General features: G+C 60.0%; 14 protein-coding genes. 11 read left to right on the top strand and 3 right to left on the bottom strand.

Translation table 11 applies throughout. The annotated features are described in order from the left end of the window. The first annotated feature begins 4 nt into the window (after positions 1 to 4). From G7Y54_RS01870 to G7Y54_RS01855, 4 genes are all read left to right on the top strand, one after another. Entirely contained in the window at positions 5 to 529 is a 525-nt protein-coding gene (locus tag G7Y54_RS01870; RefSeq protein WP_165076509.1) for a GNAT family N-acetyltransferase, read from the top strand. A 187-nt stretch (positions 530 to 716) separates the two neighbouring features. Then, positions 717 to 1769 (top strand): hypothetical protein, encoded by a 1053-nt coding sequence (locus tag G7Y54_RS01865; RefSeq protein ID WP_165076507.1) that lies wholly within the window; start codon positions 717 to 719, stop codon positions 1767 to 1769. 11 nt (positions 1770 to 1780) lie between these two features. Beyond that, positions 1781 to 2299, top strand: a complete 519-nt coding sequence (gene cysC / locus G7Y54_RS01860) for an adenylyl-sulfate kinase (protein ID WP_165076505.1) — start codon at positions 1781 to 1783, stop codon at positions 2297 to 2299. 24 nt (positions 2300 to 2323) lie between these two features. Beyond that, the gene (locus G7Y54_RS01855; protein ID WP_165076503.1) at positions 2324 to 3439 is read left to right on the top strand and encodes a hypothetical protein; all 1116 of its coding nucleotides are present in this window, start codon (positions 2324 to 2326) and stop codon (positions 3437 to 3439) included. Between the two features lie 197 nt (positions 3440 to 3636). Here the strand turns inward: G7Y54_RS01855 and G7Y54_RS01850 are convergent, their stop codons facing one another. The 3 genes from G7Y54_RS01850 to G7Y54_RS01840 form a co-directional block, all read right to left on the bottom strand. Continuing rightward, positions 3637 to 5313 (bottom strand): amino acid adenylation domain-containing protein, encoded by a 1677-nt coding sequence (locus tag G7Y54_RS01850; RefSeq protein WP_165076501.1) that lies wholly within the window; start codon positions 5311 to 5313, stop codon positions 3637 to 3639. Positions 5314 to 5516: 203 nt separating this feature from the next. Next, entirely contained in the window at positions 5517 to 6983 is a 1467-nt protein-coding gene (locus G7Y54_RS01845) for a hypothetical protein (protein WP_165076499.1), read from the bottom strand. Positions 6984 to 7000: 17 nt separating this feature from the next. Further along, positions 7001 to 7318: a hypothetical protein gene (locus G7Y54_RS01840; RefSeq protein WP_165076496.1), complete on the bottom strand. Its 318-nt coding sequence runs from the start codon at positions 7316 to 7318 to the stop codon at positions 7001 to 7003. 372 nt (positions 7319 to 7690) lie between these two features. Here G7Y54_RS01840 and G7Y54_RS01835 point away from each other — a divergent pair, with 372 nt between their 5' ends. The 7 genes from G7Y54_RS01835 to G7Y54_RS01805 all read left to right on the top strand — a co-directional run bounded on the left by G7Y54_RS01835 (position 7691) and on the right by G7Y54_RS01805 (position 15014). Beyond that, on the top strand, positions 7691 to 10063 hold the full coding sequence (locus G7Y54_RS01835) for a PEP-utilizing enzyme (protein ID WP_165076494.1): 2373 nt from the start codon (positions 7691 to 7693) through the stop codon (positions 10061 to 10063). Then, positions 10063 to 10713 (top strand): gamma-glutamyl-gamma-aminobutyrate hydrolase family protein, encoded by a 651-nt coding sequence (locus G7Y54_RS01830; protein ID WP_165076492.1) that lies wholly within the window; start codon positions 10063 to 10065, stop codon positions 10711 to 10713. Before G7Y54_RS01835 ends, G7Y54_RS01830 begins: the two co-directional genes overlap by 1 nt. Then, entirely contained in the window at positions 10710 to 11501 is a 792-nt protein-coding gene (locus G7Y54_RS01825) for a phosphocholine cytidylyltransferase family protein (RefSeq protein WP_165076490.1), read from the top strand. The genes G7Y54_RS01830 and G7Y54_RS01825 overlap by 4 nt, the downstream gene beginning before the upstream one ends. Before the next feature lie 20 nt (positions 11502 to 11521). Further along, positions 11522 to 12313 (top strand): class I SAM-dependent methyltransferase, encoded by a 792-nt coding sequence (locus tag G7Y54_RS01820; protein WP_165076488.1) that lies wholly within the window; start codon positions 11522 to 11524, stop codon positions 12311 to 12313. A gap of 47 nt (positions 12314 to 12360) precedes the next feature. After that, the gene (locus G7Y54_RS01815) at positions 12361 to 13113 is read left to right on the top strand and encodes a class I SAM-dependent methyltransferase (protein WP_165076486.1); all 753 of its coding nucleotides are present in this window, start codon (positions 12361 to 12363) and stop codon (positions 13111 to 13113) included. Position 13114: 1 nt separating this feature from the next. Then, positions 13115 to 13633 carry an adenylyl-sulfate kinase gene (locus G7Y54_RS01810; RefSeq protein WP_277424338.1) on the top strand — a complete coding sequence of 173 codons (519 nt, stop codon included), beginning with the start codon at positions 13115 to 13117 and terminating at the stop codon, positions 13631 to 13633. 151 nt (positions 13634 to 13784) lie between these two features. Next, positions 13785 to 15014 (top strand): aromatic amino acid transporter, encoded by a 1230-nt coding sequence (locus tag G7Y54_RS01805; RefSeq protein ID WP_165076482.1) that lies wholly within the window; start codon positions 13785 to 13787, stop codon positions 15012 to 15014. Positions 15015 to 15049 lie beyond the last annotated feature (35 nt).

Genomic DNA, 15049 nt, shown 5'->3' with positions numbered 1-15049 from the left:
AGACATGCGCCTTGTGAACGCCCAAGACCTGCCATTACTCTGCAAGTGGCGCAATCATGAGGCGATCCGCCCCTTCATGGACGACTGTCGCATGGTGACCCCGCAAGTTATGACCGTCTGGCTCAACAAACAACGAGCCTCCAACACCTCACTGGCGTATATGTGTTGCAAAGCAGAGATAGCCGTCGGATTTACTGAGCTTAAAAAAATTGACTGGGAAAGGCGGTCATGCGAAGGGGGAATTTTTCTTTTTGGTGAAAAATATTTTGGCAGTGGTCTCGCCTACAGTATTGCCCTGTGCAGAGAGATTATCATGCAGCGGCTTGGCATAACAATGCTTATCAGCCGCATTCGTAAAAAAAATTTGCGTGGGATCAATTTTTGCAAAAAATATGGGGGCAAGTATCAGGGCGAAGAGAAGGATTTTTTGATCTTTGTTCACGACTATGCGCCACGGATGGAAGGTTTGCAACGCCTGGCAGAAAAAATTGAGAGAGCCGCAGAATTTGCACATATTTTTAAGACCTGAGCTTTTGGGCAGGGAGCCTTGATAATGAACCGGGCAGAGAACCTTCATGCCGCGAAAAAACTCCCTCACTGTTGTCCTGGCTTCCGGGGATGACACACCAACTCGAACATCCCATGCGCGCCTTCGATGGTCTGTCTGGCATTGATGAAGAAATTATTTTCACCTCTCTAGCAAAGCGGGAACCGTCATGGAACTGAAATTTGACATCACAACGCGCCGATTCATCCCTGATTTCTATGTTATTGGCGGCCACGGCTGTGGGAGGCTATCGTTCAGCTACTATTTGAACTGGATGGGTGCCCCTGTTTTCCCCGAGGGCAACCTTTTCCCCACCCTTGAGAACATCAGCATCCCGGTCTTGAAAAATCCTGTCACCTACGCCTTTGGCCTGACCATTGACCAAATTTCCGGCCATTTTGGCCCAATCAATACTGAGCCCGTCACGACGCGGGCCCTCTGGCTTGTCCGCGACCCGATCCAGATCATGGTTTCCCTTTTCAACTATTTTCTTGGGGATGCCGTCTTCGGCAGGGGGAATGCCCTGACCCTGGGCAAGGAACCCATCCTCCCCTTCCTTTCAAAACATATCAGCGTTTGCAACCTCTTTGATACATTGAAGAGGTCAATCAATACAACGGCTACCCCCCTCGTGATTGAAACGCCCGAGCTGCTCCCGGACGCCTGCGCCGGCACGCTCAAGAAAATCGCCGCGTATTTGGACATCCCCTATACAGAAAGTGTGGCTGAGATAGCCTCCATCCCCTTCAATACCTATGACAACAGGCTGTGGTCGCGGCAGCCGGCAAAAAGCTATCCCATCTCGGCATTTTATTATGTCTCACCTCTCTATGTGGCGCCCGATAAACTTTTTGATTTCTGGTTTAATCAATGGCGCCCGGCACACACACTTTTCCGCTTCACATACAAGGGGCGCCAATTTACCGCAGGCATGCCGCAGGAGCGGTATGAAAAGGTGCTTCCGTCAATCCCCGGGAATTTCTTCAATGAAGAAAAAATCGAAGCCACAAAAACCTATATTGATGTGTGGGAGGAACATTGCGCGCTCACGCGCAAGCTCTACAAGCGCTACTCCATCACACCCGAAGATGCCGTGGAGGCGATACGGAAAAACCCACGGTTCCGTTCAAGGTACCTCCGTTTTATGGACAACGAGCTGAAAGAATTTTCGGTGAACTATCCCGGTATCGTTAGCAAGTGGAAATATTTTAACAGTATCTGAGCAGGGCGTACATGGTTTTCTGGTTCACTGGCCTCTCGGGAGCGGGCAAGACAACGCTGTGCAAAGCGCTCGCCGGCTTTTTGCGTGAGCGGGGAAAAGCCGTGCTCTTTCTGGATGGCGACCTTGCGCGCAAGGGCCTCTGCAAGGATTTGGGCTTCAGCCTTGAGGACAGGCTGGAAAATGTACGTCGTATCGCCGCATGCGCCGCCCTCGCTGAAAATTCCGGCCTCATCACCTGCGTTGCCTGCATTGCGCCACTGCGGGAACACCGGGCAGTGGCCCGCCAGATGATTACCGACTATCACGAAATTTTTGTTTCGTGCCCGCTTTCCGTCTGTGAGCAACGCGACCCCAAGGGTTTCTATGCTTCCGCTCTTCAGGGCCGGCGCCCCTTCTATACGGGCATTTCGAGCCCGTATGAGGCGCCTGAAACCCCTGACCTCATCCTGGATACGGCGCATGCGCCCGAAGAGGCTTCTTGCGCCGCCTTGTTTTTGTATGTGCGGACCGTTTTGGCGCTTCCTGAATAATCCTTGGCAGCCACGGGAAAAACCATGAAGAACACGCTCTATATGCACATGGGCTGGTCAAAAACCGGCACAACGACGATTCAGCATTTTTTGTATAAAAATCATGATTTGCTTCTTGAGAAGGACTATTGTTATCCTATAGGTCATGTCATTGATGAATCTGTCTTCAACTATAAATATGAAAACCATATTTTTGCTGCCCAATGCTTTCATGGCAACTGGAACAAATTTCAGAAACTCCATGACTGGACATGGTATCGGGACCATATCCTGAATGAAATGCGTGATGCAAATTGTTCTAACAATATCCTCAGCGCGGAACTTTTCAATTTTGAACATTCCGATAACATTGAGTTTTGGAAAAAGGACTATTCAGTAAAAGGCATTTATTATTTCAGGAATTTTTTTGATTGGCTGGTCAGCCAACAGAAGGAATACATAAAATATTTCCTGCCGCCTTCAGTTTTCGTTTTTGACCGCGAAAGAAATTACGCCATCATGGGCTGCCTGCGCCATCATCTGCGCGTGCTGGGCAGGGACAATTGCATCTTCATCGATTTTGATAAGGTCAAAAAAAGGAAGAACGGCCTGCTTGAAAGTTTCCTCGATGCTGTGGATGTGGGTGCCCACGCGCTTTCTGGTTTTTCTGTGGTTCCCGATGAAAACACGACTCCCAACGATGCGCACCTGATGTTCTTTTACCAGTGCAGCTTCGCCCCGTTTGGAAGGCGAGAGTTCGGTAGCCTGTTTAAGGAAGTCCGGGAGATGGATTTGCATCAATTTAAAGATTTTCACTCCAACACCTTGCCTCCCAATATCTATACTCTCGATGAATACGCGGAATATGGCCTCAAGTATCAGGGCGTGCTGCTCAATGATCCCGACTGGTACGACAAGAATGTGGCGCGCGCCCAAGAATTGGCAAAAATCCCGTATCGGGACCTGCCGCCGGAAATACAGTACCATATCCTCGAAAATCTCTCCGACGCTTCCCGGGAGCTCATCTATTCCTGGCTGCCGGCCGCCAAGCAGGCCAGACCCAACCAGCCATATCTCCCAAGCATGAAGAATTTTTATGACTTTCGGGACACGATCCTGCCCATCTACAAGCGATATAGCGATCTCATGCGGCAAGAATAGTGGGGAAGGCATGAGGTGGCGGTAGGGAGACGGCCCGAGTATGTGCTGCCGGGGGCAGCGTGCCCGTGCAGCGGCATAACCCAGGAGCCCACATCTCATAGCGGAGGTATACTCCACGGCTGCATAGGCAGCATCGCGCCGCCCGGCGCACGGCAAAAGGATGGTTCGGGCTCTTGCCGGTGAGGCCCGTGCGGCGCCTATGCGGGCTGTATCATCTGTTGCGCCAGTTTCAGCCTGTCGATTTTCCCATTCGCATTCCTGGGCAGCTCTGGAATATGGACAAAGACCGCAGGAACCATGTATCTCGGGAGAGCCGCTGAAACTTTGCGGCGTAATTCCTTTTCTTCCAATGCTTGTGACGCCTCATAAATCAGGATGATTTTCTTCTTGCCCGGGTCATATACCGCGCAACAGTTATCAAAAAGCTTGAGAACATTTATGGCCGTATGCTCGATCTCCCCCAGTTCTATCCTGTAGCCGGAATGCTTGATCATGCCGTCCCTGCGGCCTTTAAAGACCAGCTCACCCTTTTTGTTCCAGACCATTATATCGCCGGTGCGGTAGATGTATTCGGGATAATGGCTGTTGAGCGGATTTTGGGTAAAAGCCTCTTGCGTCTTGTCAGGATTGTTGTAATAGCCCATGGCAAGGCACGAGCCGCGCACGCAGAGCTCTCCCTGCACATCGGGGCTGCCCGGGCCGATCGGCCTGTCATTTTCATCCAGCAGCAGCACCGCTGTATTGGGCAAGGGCCTCCCGACCGGGATCGGCTCCTCATCCACCAGGACCCTGTCCACCTTGTAATACAGGCAGTCCACAGTGATTTCTGTGGGCCCGTACAGATTGACAAAGAGAGCGTCAGGAAAATGCTTTCGCCAATAGTTGAACTTTGCCGTGGGGAAAACCTCCCCGGCGAACCAGATCTTTTTCAAGTCAGGCAGCCTGGCGGCACCCAGCAGGTCCATATTGGCGATGTTCACCATGATGGTCGGCACCCAGAACAGGAATGTCGCCTTGCGCGCGGCCATCAGCTCCAGCATTCGCAGCGGAAAAGCGGCAAGCTGGTCAGGGATGAGGAGCAGGGAGCAGCCTTTAATGGCAAGCAGGCATACTTCAAAGCTGAAATGGTCAAAAATGATGGGGGCCAGGCTGGCAACCACTTCACCGTCGTCCACCAGCCCCTCGGCACTCACGGAAGCGACATAGTCGAGAAAACCCCTGTGCGTAAGCGCGACGCCTTTAGGTGTTCCTGTAGAACCAGAAGTATTGATCACGCACGCGAGGTCTGCATCGATGCAACGGTCACGCTGCTTGAGAAGTTCGGTATAGGCAGCATGCCTGTCTGGAGAACAGGAAATCTGCAGGAGCGGTAGGCCTTGGGTTTCGGTTGGCCTGCCATCGCAAATCACCAAATCCGGCTGAATCGTCTCCAGTATTCGGCCAGTGCGGGTCCATGGCGACTTGATATCCATGTTCATATAGGCATTTGCGCTGTAAAGGATCGCCAAGTCTGCAACAATGGCCTCAATGCTTTTGGGCAGGTAGACACCTATGACCTTGCGCGTGGCGAAAGAGAGTCTTTCTTGTATCTCCATGGCCAGATTAAGCGCCATCGTCTGGAGATCTTTAAAAGTTACCGTCCGATCTCCGTCATAGATGGCGATTCGGTCTGGAAATGATTCAACGCAAGAATCAAAATACTTTGTAATGGTTGTGCGATACACTTTGCTTACTCCCACTTGGATGCACTTCCGGAAAGTATTGTAACAATGCTCACCGATGACCAGCACGCCAGTGTCCTGCGTAGAGAGCTTGAAGTCCCAAGCCAAACCGTTGCCGCGGCTATCGCGGGTGCCGGGATTTCCGGCGAGCATGGTACTTGTGTCGCCAGGCCCGTTCTTAAAGAAACGCCTGTCTCTTTCCTATATTAAAGCAATCCGCAAGCGCAAGTCAGAGGAGACACCGCGTTGCCTCGGCGCATGCGCCCGCAAGTTATATCCGTTCACAGTTGCTGCCCGCCGCTACCAATGCTAAAATCGGCGAAAGGCGTCAAACCCGCCGCCCCAAAAGTTAAGGCCTATGAAAGCGCGCGATGCGCCTGCCAGTACTTCTTTGCCAGGGGCTTTTTCAGCCCAAGCGCCCACGCCGCCAGCCTGCGCAAAGGCAGCGGGATTTTCATGAGGCGCGGCAGGAGGCGATTGAGCTTGTCCAGCACGGGACCGGAGAAATGCTGTGGCATCTTTTCCGCCAGGTCATTGACCTCCTGCAATACGGCCGGATCATACTGCGCCCACTCCACCAGGAGAAGGAAAACGGCGAGTTTTTTCCGTGAGCCGGGAAGATGGAAGGAAGTTGCCATCAAGAGCAACGCGACCGCGCTCTGTTGCGGATGCTTGCGCAAGAGGTGCCGGATCAGGCCAACACCATGCGTAAGCGGTTGACCCTGAAGAGCGTTGGCGAGCCACATGTCCGCGCAGCGTGCCACGCGCTCCGGGGTGTCCGCCACATGGGAGGGCAATAGAGCGCGCCTGAGGAACAATAGCCATATTTTGGGCGACTCCCCCGGCTGGATCTGCATGACGGAATTCAGCCAATAGTCAATATAGTTCAGGTGATATGGGCTTCTTTTTGTCAGCTTGCCCACAAGCCTCAACTTATCCGCCAAGGTCGATGACGGCGTATCTCCTTTTTCCAGCCTGGGCCACGCGGGGTCATCGTCATCGTCAAGAATGCGCTTAATCATGCCGGCCAGCAGCGCGAAATTCCGCCCAAGAGTTGGCATCTCGCTGGCCTGCTTCGAAGCCAGGCTCCGCGCCCAGTCTTTGGCATCGCTGTCCATTTCCTCGAGGAGGGGAATGAACGCTGGGGGCCTGCTGAGGACCCAACCCCATTCATCGCGCACAGGCCCGGTATCCTCTGGAGCATAAATCAGGCGAACGGCAGGCTTTTTTGCCGTCATGCAGAAGTTAATAAAACCCATCGAATAATCGGTAACAAAATAATTTGCGCGAGCAAGCCAAAATTTGTTGTCGTCCTCTTCATCCACAAAAAAACGTCCGCATGGCGCAAATTTGGCTTTCAGCCGCTCGACTGCGGGATGATGCCTTTCGCTTGCCATTGGCCGAAAAACAGCAATGCCATTCGGTGACCAGACAAAATAATTTGAAATTATCCTTTCCCACATTTCTACATAGGTGTCGGGATCGATTTTTTGCAGGGAAATTGAGAAATCCACATACGTCAGGTAAATTAACAGAATCGGAGCAGCAGTTCTCACAGTGCTCTTCTGCCGCTCTTCAAGAATCAGGTCAATTTTGGGATGACCGGCTACCAGCTGTGTAAAAAAGGAGCGGCGGTGGATTTTGCTCACATTGGGAAAGAGGCTGTAATCAAAGGAGCTTAAATATGCTTTATCACTAACAAAGTAGTCATAAGAGAAGTTCCAGCATGTGGGGTTTGCTACTCCCGCATGGTGTGGCATACCCACAATCTTTGCTCCAATATGACGAGAATCGGGATAACCGAGGCAGTAGTCGTTCGTCACAAGGACTTCAACGAAGTTTAGCAATCGGAAAAATTTGACCTCATCCAGTTGGTAAACATCATTGATATCTGGAGAGAGAGAGAGAGAGAGAGAGAGAGAGAGAGAGATTTTGACGACATCACCTGTTGCAACATGGGCAGCGCACTCTCTGTGAAAAAGAAGACAACGGGCACGCCGAGCTTTATAAGCTCTTCGCGCAGGCGCCAAAGCACATCCACATTTTGGCGCGGCATGCCTGTGGCCCACATGCCCACGACCTTTCGGGGATATTTCGGCCAGAGGGCCGCGCATTTTGTGGGGGTATCAAGCCGCGGGAATTCGTGGAGTGCAGTCATGGGTGCTCCTCATGCTGTGACAGTATTCTCCAGATCGCCCTGATGCTGGGCACTCTGGCACCCCTTTGAATCTACCTATTTTTTAGATACTTATCTCTTGGTAATGTATAAAAACTTCATGGTATTTGCAAGAATGTACACCCTAATTTTTTGGCAAACTGCACTTGCTTTTGTGCCAGCTGCTCCAATGATACGCTGATGATTTGCAAAATTTTCAGCACAATGTTAAAAAAACGCCTTGAGTGCCATAATGCCCAGGCCCCACCGCGCCGAGTGCTGCCTCTCCCCGCATGGATGGCTGGAACTGCCCTCTGAAAACAGGCGTATTCCCTTTTGCAGAAAAACGCCCTGTAAAGGAAGCCCCCGCCCGAGATGAGCGCGACCCCTTTCACCTTTTCCACCAAGGCCGACACCCTCGCGGCGCTCTCCCGCTGGCCGGAACTCAACATCCCCACGGTGTTCGCCTTCACCGTGGCGGAGTGGCGCGCCGATGCGAAGGCGGTGCATGCGCGCGCGCGGGCAGCCCTTGCGGAGTGCATGCGCGTGGCCGTGCGCTCCTCGTGCCGTCGGGAGGATTCGGCGGCCTGTTCCGGCGCCGGGGCCTTCCTTTCCCTCCTTGATGTGCCCCTCGCCGACGCCGCGGCCTTTGCCGATGCGGTCGAACAGGTCATTGCCTCCTATGGCGAGGCAGCCCCGGAAGACCAGGTGCTCGTGCAGCCCATGATCCGCGAGCCGGCCGTCACCGGGGTCATCATGACCCGCGCCCTCGCCGACGGCGCGCCCTGGTATGTCATCAACTATGACGATGAATCCGGCAAGACCGACACCGTCACCGGCGGCACCCATGTGGGCAAGACGGTCTATGTCTACCGCGAGGCACGGGAGGGGGATTTCGACTCCCCGCGACTCGCCGCCTTCGTGGGGCTGGCGCGCCGGCTCGAAACCCTGTGCGGCACGGACGCACTGGATATCGAGTTTTGCCTCGATGCGGAGGGGATTCTCCATCTCCTCCAGGTGCGCCCCATCTGCGCCGGGAGCCAGTGGCCCGATTCCATCCCCGCCGCGCGCATCGGGCGCGTGGCCGAATTCGTGGCCGACCGCACCGGCCCGTGCCCCGGGCTATTCGGGCAGCGCTCCATCCTTGGCGTGATGCCGGACTGGAACCCGGCGGAAATGATTGGCATCCTCCCCCGTCCGCTGGCCGCCTCCCTCTACCGCAACCTCATCACGAGCCGCGTCTGGGCCAAGGCGCGGGAGCGCATGGGCTACCGCGCACTGCCGCCCACCGAGCTCATGCCGCTCATCTTCGGGCGCCCCTACATCGACGTGCGGGCGAGCTTCAATTCCTTCCTGCCGGCGGGGCTCGACGCCGGCACGTGCGAAATTCTCGTCAACGCCTGGCTGGAGCGGCTGGAGGCCAACCCGCAGTTTCATGACAAGATCGAGTTCGAGATCGCCCAGACCGCTCTCGACTTCAACTTCGACGCCGCGCTGGACGCGCGCTATCCCGGGCTGCTCTCGGCGCGCCGCCGGGAGGAGTTTCGCGCCGCCCTCACCCGCCTGACGGTGGGCTGCCTCGATCTTTCCCCGCAAGGCACCCTGGCCGGCGCGCTGGACGCCGTGGCCGAACTGCGCGGCCGCCAGGCGGCGCGGCCCTTCGCCAGCGCCGCGGAGCCCGGGCGCCTCGAAGACCTGCCGCCCCTGCTGGCTGAGTGCCGCAAGTACGGCACCCTCCCCTTCTCCATCCTGGCGCGGCATGCCTTCATCGCCGAGAGCCTGTTGCGCTCGGCCGTGACGGCCGGCGCGCTTGCGCCTGAGCGCGTGCAGGCCTTCAAGGCCACGGTGCGCACCATCTCCGGCGAGCTCTCGCGCGAATTTCAGGATGTCTGCGAAGGCCGGCGCGACGCCGCGTCCTTCATGCGCAAATACGGGCACCTGCGGCCCGGCAGCTATGACATCCTTTCGCCCCGCTACCTCGACCGGCCGCAGATCTTCGGGGAGGGCGCCCGCCCACAACGCCCGGAACCGGGCGCGCCCTTTGCGCTCACCCCGGCCGAACGCGCGAGCCTCGAGACCCTGCTTCGCGGGGCCGGCCTCGGCGCCAGCCCCGAAGAACTGCTGGAATATGCGCGCCGGGCCATCGCCGGCCGCGAGCACGCCAAGTTCATCTTCAGCCGCAATCTTTCGGACGCGCTGGAGATCATCGCCTTTTTCGGCGAGCGCGCCGGTTTTGACCGCGAAGCGGCCTCCTTTTTCGAGATCCAGCCCCTGCTGGACTGGACGGTCAGCGCGCAGCCCGAGACGCCCCAGGAGCATTTTGGCCGCCTCGTCGCGGCCAACCGGGAACTCCTGGCCCGCGCCTCCGGGCTCAAGCTTGGCTACCTCATCCGCTCGGTGCGTGATGTGTATGTGGCGCCGCAGCACCGCGCCGCGCCCAACTTCGTGGGCACGGGCGAAGCGCTCGCCCCGGTGGCACGCCTTTTTGCCGGCAGCCCCTGCGATGTGGACCTCACGGGCAAGATCGTCTGCATCGAAAATGCCGACCCGGGCTTTGACTGGATCTTCACCCGCAATATCGCGGGCCTCGTGACGCGCTTCGGCGGCGCCAATTCGCATATGGCCATCCGCTGCGCGGAATACGGCCTGCCGGCGGCCATCGGCACGGGCGAAAGGCTGTTCGACATGGCGCAGGCGGCGGAGACGCTCTATATCAAGCCGGCGGCGGCCATTCTGGAGGCGCGCTGATGCTCGGCATCACCATGCGCGTCATGCGCCACACCTATTCCGGGGGCGCCGTGGAGGAACGCGACGCCCTTGCGCGGGACTGGCCCCGCTTTCTCCGCCAGGTGTTTCCGCAGGAGCCGGTCTTCTATCTGCCCAATGTGGGCTCGGAAATCACGGGCTTTGCCGCGGGCGCCGGCCTCACCGGGCTCCTCTTTTCGGGCGGGGAGGACTGGGGCCTCGTGCCGGAGCGCGACGCCACGGAGGCCGCGCTCTTCGCCTGGTCGCAAGAGGCCGGGCTGCCGGTTTTCGGCGTGTGCCGGGGCGCGCAGGTCATCAACCTGCTCATGGGCGGCCGCCTCACATCGTGCGACGGGCATGTGGCGGTGCGCCATGCGGTGGAGCTCTCGCGCCCCGTGGCCGGGAGCCCGCGCCATGAGGTCAATTCCTTCCATGCCCGGGCCATCTCCCCGGAGGGGCTGGCCCCGGGCCTCGAGGCTCTCGCGCTGGCCCCGGACGGCACGGTGGAGGCCTTCACCAGCGCGGACGGCCGCGTCGCTGCCGTCATGTGGCACCCCGAACGCGAAGCGCAGCCCGCGCCCCTGGACACGGCGCTTCTACGCGCATGCCTGGGCCAAGGCTCCGGCAAGACAGCGGGAGAACGAGAACCATGAACGACGACACGGCGGCTGTCATCCTCGCCGCGGGCCGCGGCTCGCGGATGCTGGAGCTCACGGCCGAGCGGCCCAAGTGCCTTGTGGAGCTCGCCGGCCGCCCCCTCCTCCACTGGCAGCTCGATGCCCTGCGCGGCGCCGGCATCCGGCGCATCCTCGTGGTGCGCGGCTATGCCGCCCAGTGCCTTGCGGGCGACTTCGCCACGGCGGAGAATCCGCGCTGGGCCAAGACCAACATGGTCGCCTCCCTGCTGTGCGCGGCACCCTTCGCGCGCGGATTCTTTGCCAAGGGCGGCAAGCGGCTCGTCGTCTCCTATTCCGACATCGTCTACCACCCCGACCATGTGCGGCGGCTGCTCACCGCAACGGAAGACATGGCCATCACCTACGATACGGAATGGGAGGCCCTCTGGAAGCTGCGCTTTGAAGACGTGCTCTCGGATGCCGAGACCTTCCGGCAGGAGGGGGGCATCTTGCGCGAGATCGGCGGCAGGGCGGCCTGCCTCGACGAGATCCACGGCCAGTACATGGGCCTGCTCTCCTTCTCGCGCGCCGGCTGGGAGCGCCTGGAGGCAGCCTGCGCCGCCCTTGGCGCCGAAGCGGTGGACAAGCTGGACATGACGGGCCTGCTGCGCCTTCTGCTCGCGCAAAATATCGCCATCGAGGCCGTGCCCGTGGCGGGCCGCTGGTGCGAGGCCGACAGCGGCACCGACCTCAAGACCTATGAAGAGGCGCTCGCACGGGGCGCCTGGTCGCATGACTGGCGGGACGAAGTTCAACACGCCTGAAGAGAAGGAAAGAGACAGCCATGAAACACGGTGACTTTACCAGCCTCGCTGCCAATTACGCCCTGTACCGGCCGGGCTATTCGCCCTTTGTGCTGGATGCCTTTGTCGGGCTTGGCCAGAGAGAGAGAGAGAGAGAGAGAGAGAGAGAGAGAGAGAGCGTTTGCGTTGATGCAGGCGCCGGCACGGGCATTTGCTCGCGTCATCTGGCGGAGCGGGGGCTCACTGTCATAGCGGTCGAGCCCAATGACGCCATGCGCGAACAGGGGGAGAAGGCCAACGGGAACCTCGACATCACATGGCGCAAGGGCAGCGCGGAACATACGGGCCTTGAAGCGGCATCGGCGGACATGGCCTGCATGGCCTCGTCCTTCCACTGGCCGGATTTTGACCTCGCCGTCAGGGAGTTTCACCGCATCCTGAAGCCCGGCGGCCTGTTCATGGCCCTGTGGAACACGCGCCGCTATGAATCCAACCCGCTGCTCGTGGAGATAGAAGACTACCTCCACACCCTTGTGCCCGGGCTCAGGCGCGTCTCTTCCGGACGCTCGGAATTCTGCGCCACGCTGACGGAACGCCTCAAGGAACGCAGCGAGTTTGAGGACGTTCTCTATCTCGAAGGGCGGCACACGGAGGACCAGAGCCCGGAGCGCTATATCGGCCTGTGGGAATCCGTCAATGACGTGCGCGTGCAGGCGGGCGAGGAACGCTTCGGGCAATTTATTGACCACATCCGGGAGCGGACGGCAAATGTGCCTGTCATCAGGGCCGAATACCTGACCCGCGCCTGGATCGCAAGAAAACCGCAACACTAGCGGCGTTCTCCCTGTTTCGGCGGAGGCGCCGGAACACGGGAGAAGCCATGACGGTTGAATGGGATTACACGGCACTGGCGGATGCGTACCTGAAACGCCCCGATTATTCCCCTGCCGCGCTCACGGCGCTGTTCCGCATCGCCTGCCTCAAGCCGGGCGACAGGGTGTGCGACATCGGCGCCGGCGTGGCCCACCTCACCCTGCCGCTGGCGGCCTTTGGCTGCGAGGTGGACGCGGTGGAGCCCAATGACGCCATGCGCGCCAACGGCATGAAACGCACGGCCGGCCTCGCCGCCGTCCACTGGAGCAAGGGCACCGGCGAGGCCACGGGGCGCCCGGGCGGCGTTTATGATTTCGTGACCTTCGGCTCCTCGTTCAATGTCTGCGACCGGCAGGCCGCGCTTAGCGAAAGCCACCGCCTGCTCAAGCCGGGCGGGTATTTCGCCTGCCTCTGGAACCACAGGGACCTCGACGACCCGGTGCAAAAAGCCATCGAGGCCATCATCCGTGAGAGCATCCCGGGCTATGGCTACGGCACCCGGCGCGAGGACCAGTCGGCGGTCATCACCGCCTCCGGGCTTTTTGAGGACCTGGTGAGGGTGGAAGGCGCCACCGTGCGGACGCAGAGCGTCGACGATGCCATCGAGGCCTGGCGCTCGCACGCCACGCTCCAGCGCCAGGCGGGCGAAGCGTTCGGCCCCATCGTGGACAAGCTGGCCGCCCATCTGCGCTCGCTGGGCACCGATACCCTCCACATTCCTTACACCACGCGCGCCTGGATCGCGCGCCGCAAGGACTGAAATGCAAACTTCCCGGAAAAATGGCCGCGTGTTCTGGATTACCGGCCTTTCCGGCGCCGGCAAGACCACCCTGGCCCGGGCGCTCCAGCAGGCGCTCCCGGGATCGCTCCTGCTGGACGGCGACGAACTGCGCGAAGCCCTGGGCGCCAGCCGCCAGGGCTTCGACGCGGAGAGCCGCCGGCGCCTGGCCCTGAGCTATGCGCGGCTGGCCGGCCTGCTGGCGCGACAGGGGGCGACTGTCATCGTGGCCACCATCTCGCTCTTCCACGAGCTCCACGCCTGGAACCGCGCCAACCTGCCCGGCTATGTGGAGATATTCCTGGACGTGCCGGAGGCTGTGCGCCGCGGGCGCGACCCCAAGGGCCTCTACGCCGGCAATGTGCGCCATATGGCCGGAGGCGAGGTCAAGGCCGAGCTGCCGCTGGCCCCGCACCTGCGCCTCACGGGCGGCGAAAGCCTTGAGGAGGCCCTGGCGCTCGTGCTGGAACTGGCCGGAGAGCCCGCGGCGCGCAACGACTGACGCTTCCCCCGGCCGTGCCCGCGGGGCCACTCCGGCCCCTCGCCTTGCGCGCGCCCGGCTTGCCAACACCGCCCCACTCTGCCACTATGCGGGCATTGGAGAGAGCCCGGCAGGCGTCCACGTGCTCTCCCCCTTGCTGAACGGAGCGGGCATGGCGTTGCGACTCTCCCCCCTTTTCGGCGGCACCATGGTGGTCGCCGGCACGGCCATCGGCGCGGGCATGCTCGGGCTGCCCATGATCTCCGCGGGCATGTGGTACTCGTGGTCCATGGTGGTGCTTTTCGGCTCCTGGTTTTTCATGTTCCGCTCGAGCCAGGCCCTGCTTGAGGTCAACCTGCACTTCCAGCCGGGCGACAGCTTCCACACCCTCGTGCGCGAGCTGCTGGGCCCCGCGTGGAGCGCGGTCAACGGGCTTTCCGTGGCCTTTGTGCTCTATATCCTCGTCTACGCCTATGTGAGCGGCGGCGGCTCGGTGGTGCAGCACGCGCTCACGCCCGTGCTGGGGAGCGAGCCCCCGCGCCTGCTCACGAGCCTCATTTTCTCGCTCCTGCTGGCGGCCTGCATCTGGTGGAGCTCCCGCGCGGTGGACCGCTTCTCCATCGTGCTCATGGGCGGCATGGTCTTCGCGCTGCTTTTTTCCATGAGCGGCATGTTCCGGCACCTCAGGCTCGACGTGCTGCTGGACGCCGGGGGCGCGGGCGGGGAGGCCATCTTCATCTGGGGCGCGCTCTCCACCTATCTCACCTCCTTCTGCTTCCACGCCTCGGTGCCGAGCCTCGTCAAATATCTCGGCAAGGACGGGCGCGGCATCAACGCCTGCCTCCGCTACGGCACCATCATCGCGCTCGCCTGTTATTTCGCGTGGATCACCGCGTCGGACGGCATCATCCCGCGCGAGGGCTTCAAGGCGGTCATCATGCAGGGCGGCAATGTGGGCGACCTGCTCGCCGCCGCCGGCCACAACCTCAAAAGCGGCCTCGTGCTCAGCCTCCTGGAGGCCTTTTCGCTGCTCGCCGTGGCGACATCCTTCCTCGGCGCGGGCCTTGGGCTCTTCGACTACATGGCAGACCTCTGCAATTTTGACGACAGCCGCCTCGGCCGCACCAAGACCCTGCTCGTGACCTTCGTGCCGCCCATGGCCTGCGGCCTCCTGTGGCCGGACGGCTTTCTCGCGGCCATCGGCTGGGCCGGGCTCGCGGCCTCGGTGTGGTCGGTCATCGTGCCGGCGCTCCTGCTGCGCGCGTGCCGGCGCCGCTTCAGCCCGGGCGGGTACACGGCGCCGGGCGGCCCGCTGCTCACGCCGCTGCTGCTCTGTTACGGCATCCTCGTGGCCGTGTGCCATACGCTCTTTGTGTTTCAGCTCCTGCCCATGTATGATTGACCCGCGGGGCGGAAGAGCTCCGCAGCCGCAAGCGG

Origin of the sequence: Desulfovibrio sp. ZJ746 (assembly GCF_011039155.1) — a bacterium.
GTDB lineage: Bacteria > Desulfobacterota > Desulfovibrionia > Desulfovibrionales > Desulfovibrionaceae > Desulfovibrio.
Note: the sequence above shows the minus strand (reverse complement) of the source record. Positions and strands in the feature narration are given on the sequence as shown.

Bases quoted from the DNA above. Each gene is read 5' to 3' on its own strand.
- G7Y54_RS01870 (WP_165076509.1), top strand. From the start codon at position 5: ATGCGCCTTGTGAACGCCCAAGACCTGCCATTACTCTGCAAGTGGCGC.
- G7Y54_RS01865 (WP_165076507.1), top strand. From the start codon at position 717: ATGGAACTGAAATTTGACATCACAACGCGCCGATTCATCCCTGATTTC.
- cysC (WP_165076505.1), top strand. From the start codon at position 1,781: ATGGTTTTCTGGTTCACTGGCCTCTCGGGAGCGGGCAAGACAACGCTG.
- G7Y54_RS01855 (WP_165076503.1), top strand. From the start codon at position 2,324: ATGAAGAACACGCTCTATATGCACATGGGCTGGTCAAAAACCGGCACA.
- G7Y54_RS01850 (WP_165076501.1), bottom strand. From the start codon at position 5,313: ATGCTCGCCGGAAATCCCGGCACCCGCGATAGCCGCGGCAACGGTTTG.
- G7Y54_RS01840 (WP_165076496.1), bottom strand. From the start codon at position 7,318: ATGACTGCACTCCACGAATTCCCGCGGCTTGATACCCCCACAAAATGC.
- G7Y54_RS01835 (WP_165076494.1), top strand. From the start codon at position 7,691: ATGAGCGCGACCCCTTTCACCTTTTCCACCAAGGCCGACACCCTCGCG.
- G7Y54_RS01830 (WP_165076492.1), top strand. From the start codon at position 10,063: ATGCTCGGCATCACCATGCGCGTCATGCGCCACACCTATTCCGGGGGC.
- G7Y54_RS01825 (WP_165076490.1), top strand. From the start codon at position 10,710: ATGAACGACGACACGGCGGCTGTCATCCTCGCCGCGGGCCGCGGCTCG.
- G7Y54_RS01820 (WP_165076488.1), top strand. From the start codon at position 11,522: ATGAAACACGGTGACTTTACCAGCCTCGCTGCCAATTACGCCCTGTAC.
- G7Y54_RS01815 (WP_165076486.1), top strand. From the start codon at position 12,361: ATGACGGTTGAATGGGATTACACGGCACTGGCGGATGCGTACCTGAAA.
- G7Y54_RS01810 (WP_277424338.1), top strand. From the start codon at position 13,115: ATGCAAACTTCCCGGAAAAATGGCCGCGTGTTCTGGATTACCGGCCTT.
- G7Y54_RS01805 (WP_165076482.1), top strand. From the start codon at position 13,785: ATGGCGTTGCGACTCTCCCCCCTTTTCGGCGGCACCATGGTGGTCGCC.